The organism is Pseudalkalibacillus hwajinpoensis (genome assembly GCF_015234585.1).
Taxonomy (GTDB): domain Bacteria; phylum Bacillota; class Bacilli; order Bacillales; family Guptibacillaceae; genus Guptibacillus; species Guptibacillus hwajinpoensis_B.
Genome location: NZ_JADFCM010000005.1, coordinates 87,348 through 93,999, shown reverse-complemented (window position 1 = coordinate 93,999; position 6,652 = coordinate 87,348). Strand labels below are relative to the sequence as shown.

Here is a 6,652-nt window from a genome sequence, read left to right as displayed (position 1 = left end):
ACGAATGAGAAGAATAATGATATGGAGCAATATGATGGAGACTATCTTAATACAAAAGAAGCGAGCCCTTTTGAGATATGGATAGCGAAGATGATGGATGACACGATTGGATATGAAATGGAGAAGTACAATTGGCAAAGGCCAGTTAGCTTTACAAACTGGGTGACAACCGACTTACTTGAGCATCCAGCAGAACCATCGGAAGAAGAAGATTTAGTTTCAGTGGATCCGAATGTGATTGAATTGAAGGATAATTATTATGCGGGTCAATTTGCTTCTTATCATATTTATCCTTACTATCCGGATTTTCTGAACTATGAAGAGGAGTATGTGAATTATATTGACCAGAACGGTGAGAAAAACAACTATGCCGGTTATTTAAATGCACTTAGAAAAGTTCACACTATGCCAGTTCTTGTAGCCGAATTTGGTGTTCCAGCCTCCCGAGGTATGACTCATCGGAACGTATATGGAATGAATCAGGGCGGGAATTCCGAAGAAGAGCAAGGACTAACGGATGCGAAGCTATTTGAAAACATTGTTTCTGAAGACTATGCAGGAGGATTAGTGTTTTCTTGGCAAGATGAGTGGTTTAAACGAACGTGGAATACGATGGATTACGATAACTCGGATCGTCGTCCTTTTTGGTCAAATGACCAGACAAATGAACAACAGTTTGGGTTATTAAGTTTTGATCCAGGTGAGAAGCAAAAGATTAAAGTTGATGGAAAAGTGAAGGATTGGAATGAGGCGGGAATTAAGCCTTTATTTGAATCAAATAATAAAGATCAGAACTTACAAAACTTCTTTATGACAAGTGATGAGAAATATATCTACTTCCGACTAGATTATCATGAGATGTCCGAAGAACAATTGAAAAAGGATAAAACATTATTATTATTTGATACGATCAGTGGTCAGGGGAGTAAACAGATTGAAGATGATCCTGAAATAAACGCATCGTCTGGAATTGATTTTATACTTAACCTTGCCGGGGAAGATCAATCAAGACTTAGCGTTCATAGCTACTATGACTCGTTTTACTACCAGTATGGTGAGGATCTTGGTTTAATCGAGAAAAAGAATTATGCGAGCAAAAAGGATAATGATGTTTTTCACCCTATTCGACTAGCCCTGAATAAACAATTAACAATTCCAAGCACAAAACAAATACTTCCATTTGAAGATTATGAAACGGGTCTTCTGACCTATGGAAATGCTAATCCAGGCAGCGAAAACTTTAATTCACTTTCAGATTTTATCGTAAAAAACAATTCTATTGAAATTCGATTACCATGGGCTTTATTTAATATTAAAGATCCAAGTGATAAGGAAATGATGGGCGATATGTGGAATGGCGGACTTACTAGCTCGAAGAAAACAGATGGTTTTAAAGTAGGAGTGGTGATGTATGAGGGGGATTCAAAAGGTTCGGATTTGTCGATCTCATCTATTACTGAATCAATGCCATCTATAGATAACGGAAACCTGTCAGTTAATCAATTCTACAAATTCACATGGGACAAATGGAATGAACCTGACTATCATGAAAGATTAAAACAATCGTACTATATTATGCAAGATGAGTTTAGCCGATATAAGTAGTAGAGGGAATTTCCCTCTACTTTCTTTAATATGAAGGTATTATTAAAGGGTGTTCGTGATTTAATCTTATTAATCAATATTAAAAGAAATGGGTGAATGGTTTGACTCCTAGATTATTAATAGCAGAAGATGAAGAGATTCTAAGAATGTTAATCGTTGATACACTTGAAGATGATGGGTATGACATCGATGAGGCTGAAGATGGGGCGGAAGCATACAGTTTTATTCAAGATAATGACTATGATTTAGTATTACTTGATTACATGATGCCTGAGATGACTGGTCTTGAAGTTATCAAAAAAGTTCGCTCTGAAGGGAACATGGATGTCAAAATCATGATGCTAACGGCAAAGGCTCAGAAGAAAGATGAAGAGATTGCAAGAGAAGCTGGGGCGGATTATTTTATTTCAAAACCGTTTAGTCCTGTTGAGCTTGCGAGCGTCGTAGAGGATATTCTTGGTGAATAGAAGATGGAAAAGTAGTTTATCACGTCAATTTGTCTGGTTTATGAGCGGGTTTTTGTTTCTGATTTTAGTTGCGGCAGTTGGGTTAGGGCTTTATAGTCAGTCAATTGAAGCCAAGTATGAGGAGAAAGTAGTAGATCTGCGACAAAAACAACAGTATGCAGTTAAACTGGAAGATAGTTTGAATGATATGTTTTTTGAGGCTCGAGGTTATTTAGGCTTTCGTTTAGAGGATCCTTTTTTAAGTAATTATGTTATTCAGAAAGATATGATTGTAGATAAGATCAAACAGCTTGAACCAGAGCTACAAAATAGAGAAGAAAAGGAATATATTATAGACCTTCAAGGTGAATTGGTTAATTATTATAAGCTGTTTGAAAAGGCAAAAATACAGGTAGCTTCAGATAATACTGAAGGGTTGCAAAATCTTTCTCAAAATCAGGGCGGGAGTGATTTAGTCTATGATTTAAGAGAGCAAACTCGAGATCTCGTTTCTAATGTAGAAAACGAAATATATATAACTGAGCAAGGTTTGGTTGATCGTTTATCGAATTTACAGATGCTTTTTGTCTCATTTGTCATTTTTCTTCTATTAATTGCAACGATACTTGCTGGTATTATGGCTAGGCGTATTGGAAAACCACTTCAGGAATTGGCGTTAGCTTCTAGTCAAGTATCTTCCGGAGAAAATGTGGAAATGCCCCACGTGAAAAGATCAGATGAACTAGGTGAGCTTGCACGATCATTTAATTTAATGGTTAAGAATATCCAGCAAAATGAGAGGGCACTCATCACATCAAATGAAGCATTAGTTGAGCAGAGCGAAGAACTTAAAGGAAGTAAATTTACGCTTGAACAGAATGTAAAAGCGATGAATGTACAAAAAAAAGTGTTAGAGCATCGCAATGAATTAAATCGATCGCTTGCGTCTACCTTAACGAAAAGCGAACTATTGCAAAGTATCATTACGAATATGATTCATATCCTTAACTCTGACAAGGGTATTATCGTTATGCTAAATCAAGGCAAAGACTATGCATCACTTGGCGTTAGTCAAGAGAAAGTCCATGAATGGATTGATCATTTACTAGACGGACCTGGCGTTAAAGCAATCGAGCAAAAGAAATTTCATATTGTTCAAAGACAGGCTTCAATTGGGGAAGCAGGTTATCATGGAGTAGAAGAAAATTCAAATGATATTTACATTCCAGTTCTTTCAGATAACGAACCAGTCGCTTTACTTTGTATTACGAGAATAGGAGGGGAATTTACGACTGATGAAGTAACGGAACTATCCGATTTGTCGCGTCAAATTTCGCTCGCTCTCGATAAGCTTCGATTATATGAAACGACTGAGAATGAGCGACAAATTAATAGAGAGATCTTGAATACGATTCGTGAAGGGATTCAGCTCGTTGATAGAGAAGGAACAACTCGAGCTGTGAATGATCAAATGTGTACGATGTTGGATGCTTGTTTTCCTGATGGTGCAAATGAAAAACCGTTTACTGAGTGGAGTTCTAAGTTCCTTATGCAAGTCGATTTAAATGATCGAGAAGAAGTGAGTTCATACGTTCATGACGTTATTGTTGGGGTTAAACCTAAACAGAGTGAACTTATCTATCAAACAAATACAGAACCATCCCTCTTTATCCAAATGTACTACGAGCATTTATATACCGATGGCAAATTTATTGGATCGATTTTCGTCCATCGGGATATAACCCGTGAACATGAAGTTGATGAAATGAAGAACGAATTTGTCAGTACGGTAAGTCATGAACTTCGTACCCCCCTGTCGAGTGTACTTGGTTTTACGGAGCTCATGCTCTCTAAAGAGTTAAAACCTGAGAAGCAGAAGAAATATTTAAATACAATCTATAAAGAAGCCAAACGATTAACATCACTAATCAATGATTTTCTCGATATTCAGCGAATGGAAGCTGGTAAGCAAAATTATGATAAAACGCGTATTAATTTAATAGAGATGATCGAAGAAGTATTGGATAGTTATCGCGATAATTCTAAGCTTCATTCTTTTATTGTTGAAGATTTGGCAGATAAACATGAGATTATTGGTGACGGGGATAAAATTAAACAGGTGTTCAATAATTTTGTTAGCAATGCTGTAAAATATTCTCCTGAAGGCGGCACGGTATTAACCCGATTTAGAATCGAGAATGATCATCTTTACGTCGATATTAGAGATGAAGGTTTAGGGATCCCGCAGGATGCACTATCTAAATTGTTTACAAAGTTCTTTCGTGTTGATAATTCGGACCGGCGCCAAATTGGTGGCACGGGACTGGGACTTGCCATATCGAAAGAAATCATGACTGCGCACAATGGTGACGTTCTTGTAACATCGGAATTAGGAAAAGGAAGCACGTTTACTCTTGTTTTTCCACTTGGAATCGAAAAACAGTCGGTAAATTCTCAATCTGGAGAGTTTCAAGATTCAGGCGTTTTGATTGTAGAAGATGATGATAGTCTCGCTCTCTTATTGTCGGAGGAGATTACTGGAAGTGGATTTGCGGTTCGTCATTGTAGAAGTGGAGAAGAAGCAATTGAGCTCCTTGAGCAAATGACACCTGAGGGAATCGTTCTTGATATTATGTTAGAAGGCCGTATGAGTGGCTGGGATGTTCTGAAAACAGTAAAGGAAACAGAGCGGACAAAAAATATACCGATCTTTGTTTCAACCGTAAGTGAAGAGAAACAGCGTGGGTTTGAATTAGGGGCAAAAGACTATCTTATTAAACCATATCCTCCTAAAAACTTAACGAAATCGTTAATCAAAACTCTTGTGAGTAAGAACAACAATGGAAGAATATTAGTACCTGATTATTCCATTGAAGATAAAGAAGAAGGCTTATCCGATTAATCGGATAAGCCTTCTTCTTTAAATTAATTTCGTTGTCCAATCTTCACAGTTCCATACATCTGTTGCAATGTCTTGATAGAATTCAGGTTCATGGGAGATCAGAATGATGCTACCCTTGTATTCATTTAAAGCACGTTTCAATTCAGCTTTCGCTTCTACATCAAGGTGGTTTGTTGGCTCATCAAATACGAGCAAGTTGGATTCTGTGTTCATCAATTTACAAAGTCTAAGTTTCGCTTTCTCGCCGCCGCTAAGAACGTCGACCCTGCTCTCAATATGCTTCGTTGTTAGGCCGCACTTGGATAAGGCAGCTCGAATTTGAGCCTGGCTGTAGTGGGGAAACTCTCTCCACATCTCTTCAATACAAGTGTTAGATGTTCTTGTCTTAATTTCTTGTTCAAAATAACCAGTATAAAGGTAATCACCAAGCTCAACTGAACCTTCAATCGGCTTAATTTCGCCAAGTATACTGCGAAGAAGTGTCGTTTTACCAATCCCATTTGCACCCATAAGGGATATTTTTTGCCCTCTTTCCATTGAAAGATTTAATGGACGGGATAGTGGTTCATCGTAACCAATAACAAGATCTTTTGTTTCAAAGATGAGCTTGCCAGAAGCCCGAGCTTGCTTAAAATGAAACTCTGGTTTTGGCTTTTCTTTGGCGATCTCAATTACATCCATCTTATCAAGCTTCTTTTGTCTCGACATCGCCATGTTACGCGTTGCAACTCTTGCTTTGTTTCTCGCAACAAAATCCTTCAATTGAGAGATCTCCTGCTGTTGCTTTTTAAACGCTGCTTCAACCTGTTGTTTTTTCACTTCGTATACAGATAAGAAGTTATCATAGTCACCTACGTATCTTGTTAGCTCTTGATTTTCCATGTGATAAATCAAGTTGATCACGCTATTTAAGAAAGGAATATCGTGAGAAATGAGTATAAACGCGTTCTCATATTCTTGTAAGTAACGCCTGAGCCATACGATGTGCTGCTCATCAAGATAGTTTGTCGGTTCATCGAGAAGGAGAATATCAGGCTTCTCGAGAAGAAGTTTAGCAAGAAGGACCTTTGTTCTTTGGCCACCACTTAAATCTTGTACATCTTTTTCAAGTCCGATTTCATCTAGTCCAAGCCCACGTGCAATTTCTTCTACCTTTGCATCAATTACGTAGAAATCATTGTTAGCGAGCATATCTTGCATTGTTCCTGTTTCTTCTAACAATTTTTCTAGCTCTTCTGGAGAAGCTTCCCCCATTTTCGCAAATAGCTCGTTCATTTCTGCTTCGTAATCAAACAAATACTGAAAAGCGCCTTTAAGGGCGTCACGAATCGTCATGCCTCGTTCAAGAACAGTGTGCTGATCGAGATAGCCGACTCTTACATTTTTAGACCATTCAACTGTTCCTTCATCTGGTTCTAACTTTCCAGTAATAATATTCATAAATGTCGATTTACCTTCGCCGTTAGCACCAACAAGTCCAATATGTTCGCCTTTTAGAAGACGAAATGATACATCATCAAAAATAGCACGGTCACCGAATCCGTGTGTTAGGTTTTTCACGGTTAATATACTCATAGGAAAACACCCTTTGTTTATGGTTTAACAATCCTCATTGATTATATCGGACTATGGGCTGGGATGAAAGTAAGGAAGATGAGAAAACGATGGGAATTTTCGTAAAAAGCAGCCGTATAGTAAG

At 37.7% G+C, this 6,652-nt stretch carries 3 protein-coding genes and 1 pseudogene; 3 read left to right on the top strand and 1 reads right to left on the bottom strand.

Features of this window, described 5'->3' with window-relative positions:
* From IQ283_RS10665 to IQ283_RS10655, 3 genes and pseudogenes are all read left to right on the top strand, one after another.
* A pseudogene (locus IQ283_RS10665) lies at window positions 1-1,605 on the top strand (hypothetical protein); the annotation flags it as partial.
* 101 nt (window positions 1,606-1,706) lie between these two features.
* Entirely contained in the window at window positions 1,707-2,072 is a 366-nt protein-coding gene (locus IQ283_RS10660; RefSeq protein WP_276511828.1) for a response regulator transcription factor, read from the top strand.
* On the top strand, window positions 2,065-4,953 hold the full coding sequence (locus IQ283_RS10655; protein ID WP_194220157.1) for an ATP-binding protein: 2,889 nt from the start codon (window positions 2,065-2,067) through the stop codon (window positions 4,951-4,953). Before IQ283_RS10660 ends, IQ283_RS10655 begins: the two co-directional genes overlap by 8 nt.
* A gap of 18 nt (window positions 4,954-4,971) precedes the next feature.
* On the opposite strand, the gene IQ283_RS10650 is transcribed toward IQ283_RS10655, so the two are convergent.
* Window positions 4,972-6,528 (bottom strand): ABC-F family ATP-binding cassette domain-containing protein, encoded by a 1,557-nt coding sequence (locus tag IQ283_RS10650; protein WP_194220156.1) that lies wholly within the window; start codon window positions 6,526-6,528, stop codon window positions 4,972-4,974.
* Window positions 6,529-6,652 lie beyond the last annotated feature (124 nt).

Bases quoted from the DNA above. Each gene is read 5' to 3' on its own strand.
- IQ283_RS10650 (WP_194220156.1), bottom strand. From the start codon at position 6,528: ATGAGTATATTAACCGTGAAAAACCTAACACACGGATTCGGTGACCGT.